This is a genomic window from Nocardioides sp. (assembly GCF_035429765.1).
In the GTDB taxonomy this organism is placed as follows: domain Bacteria; phylum Actinomycetota; class Actinomycetes; order Propionibacteriales; family Nocardioidaceae; genus Nocardioides.
In genome coordinates, this window is sequence record NZ_DAOMFK010000306.1 from 1 (window position 1) to 2,375 (window position 2,375).

The 2,375-nt window shown below is 70.9% G+C and carries 2 protein-coding genes and 1 pseudogene; all 3 read right to left on the bottom strand.

Translation table 11 applies throughout. The features are described from left to right. Nucleotides 1–256 (bottom strand): annotated as a pseudogene (locus tag PLP61_RS16560) (ROK family transcriptional regulator); the annotation flags it as partial. A 4-nt stretch (nt 257–260) separates the two neighbouring features. Beyond that, on the bottom strand, nt 261–1,532 hold the full coding sequence (locus PLP61_RS16565) for a sugar ABC transporter permease (protein ID WP_324503867.1): 1,272 nt from the start codon (nt 1,530–1,532) through the stop codon (nt 261–263). 1 nt (nt 1,533) lies between these two features. Further along, a partial coding sequence (locus tag PLP61_RS16570; protein ID WP_502889104.1) for an ATP-binding cassette domain-containing protein occupies nt 1,534–2,375 on the bottom strand: 842 nt, incomplete at its 5' end.

Genomic DNA, 2,375 nt, shown 5'->3' on the forward strand with positions numbered 1-2,375 from the left:
CCACGACGTTCTCGGTGCGGGGCGAGACCAGCAGGGAGGGTCGGCCGGACCGGGCGCCGAGCACCGACTCCCCCTCGCTGATCAGCCCGAGGGCCGCGAGCGAGCCGGCCAGGTCGCCGATCGTGCTGCGGTTGAGTCCCAGCTCCCGAGTGAGCTCCGCCCGGCTGGTGGGACCCGAGAGGTGGACTCGGGTGAGGAGCTGGCTCATGTTGTTGCGGCGCAGCTCCTCGTGCCCCAGGCCAGTCCCCCTGGCCACCGGTCTACGCCCTGCCGGAGGCGACCGCGCGGCGGCGGCTGATCGCGTCGACGCTGGCGGCCAGCAGCAGCACCAGGCCGGTCACGATGTAGACCCGGCCGGCCGGCTGGTTGAGCAGCAGCATGCCGTTGTTGATCACCGCCACCACGAGGCCACCGATCACCGCGTCGAGCGGACGGCCCTTGCCGCCGAAGAGGCTGGTGCCGCCGATGACGGCCGCACCCACGGCGTACAGCAGGGTCGAGGAGCCACCGGTGGCCGGCGAGACGCTGTTGTCCCGGCTGGCGATCAGCAGTCCGGCGATCCCGGCCAGGGCCGAGCAGAGCATGAAGCAGCTGATCTTGATCCGGGCGACGTTGATGCCGGCGCGGCGGGCGGCCTCGGCGTTGCCGCCGACGGCGTAGACGTGCCTGCCCCACGCGGTCCGGCTCAGCAGGAAGGTCAGCAGGATGAGCAGCACGGCCAGGACCACGACCACCACGGGGACGCCCTTGAGGGAGACCGCGACCGGGTTGCGGCTGCGCTCGACGGAGAGGTACGCCGTGGCGGCGATGAGCGCGGCGGCCAGCACGCCGCTCTTGATCGCCCACAGCACCATCGGGTCACCGTGCAGACCGGCGGCGCGCCGGTTGCGGGCGCGCAGGAAGGTCGTCAGGGCGTAGGCCAGCACCCCGACCAGGCAGAGGGTCCAGCCCAGCCACAGCGGCAGGTTCTTGTTCATCAGCGCGAGCACGGTCTCGTTGCGGTACGGGATGGTGCCGCCCTCGCCGATGGCCAGCAGCATGACTCCCTGCAGCCCCAGGAACATCGCGAGCGTGACCACGAACGACGGGACACCGAGCCGGGCGACCACGAGCCCGATGAAGAGGCCGATGACCGCGCCGGTGGCGATGCCGGTCAGGATCGAGGGGAACCAGCCCATCTCGTGGCGGGTCATCACGATCCCTGTCATCGCGGCGGCGGTGCCGGCGGTGTAGCCGGCGGACAGGTCGATCTCGCCCAGCAGGAGCACGAAGACGAGGCCCATCGCGATGACCATCACGCCGGCGGACTGGTTGATCAGGTTGGCGAAGTTGAAGGAGTTGGTGAAGGTGTCGGGCTTGAGGGCGGAGAACACCAGCACCAGAACCAGCAGCCCGAGGATCGCCGGCAGCGAGCCGACGTCCCCGCCACGGACCCGGGCGATGTAGTCACGGGTGAGTCCGCTGAGGGTGTCAGGCCCCGCGGTGTCGGTTCGGGCGTCCTCGAGGTCGGGGTTGGCGGTGGCGCGGCTCATCTCAGGCCTCCTGCGGGCTGGTCGGGGCAGTCTCGTGGCCACCGGTCAGACCGATGTCGCCGGACCTGCCGGCGGTGATCAGCTCCACCACCTGGCCGTGGGTGACCGAGGAGGACTCGACCTGCGCGGCCATCTGGCCCAGGTAGAGCACCGCGATGTCGTCGGCGACCCGGAACACGTCGTTGAGGTTGTGGCTGATCAGGATGACGCCGAGCCCGTTGTCGGCCAGCTGGCGCACCAGCCGCAGCACCTGCTCGGTCTGGGCGACGCCGAGCGCCGCGGTGGGCTCGTCGAGGATGACCAGCTTGGAGTTCCACAGCACCGCCCGGGCGATCGCCACGGTCTGCCGCTGGCCGCCGGAGAGGGAGGCGACCTGGGTGCGCACCGACTGCAGGGTGCGCACCGACAGGCCGTCCAGGGTGGTCCGGGCCCGGGTCTCCATGGTGGCCTCGTCGAGGCGCCCCACCGACGTCAGCTCGCGGCCCAGGAACATGTTGTGCACCACGTCGAGGTTGTCGCACAGGGCGAGGTCCTGGTAGACGACCTCGATGCCCAGGTCGTTGGACTCCTTGGGGCTGGACAGGTGGACGACGTCCCCGGCGAAGCGGACCTCGCCGCTGTCGAAGCCGTAGATGCCGGCGACGCCCTTGATCAGGGTGGTCTTGCCGGCACCGTTGTCACCGACGAGGGCGGTCACTCGGCCGGACCGGACGTCCATGTCCACGCCACGGAGCACGTGCACGGCTCCGAAGCTCTTGTTGATGCCGCCCAGGGCGAGGAGCGGGGCGCCCGTCGCCGCCGGCGCGGGTCCGGTGGGCGTTGCGGCACCGGGTTCTCCTGGTG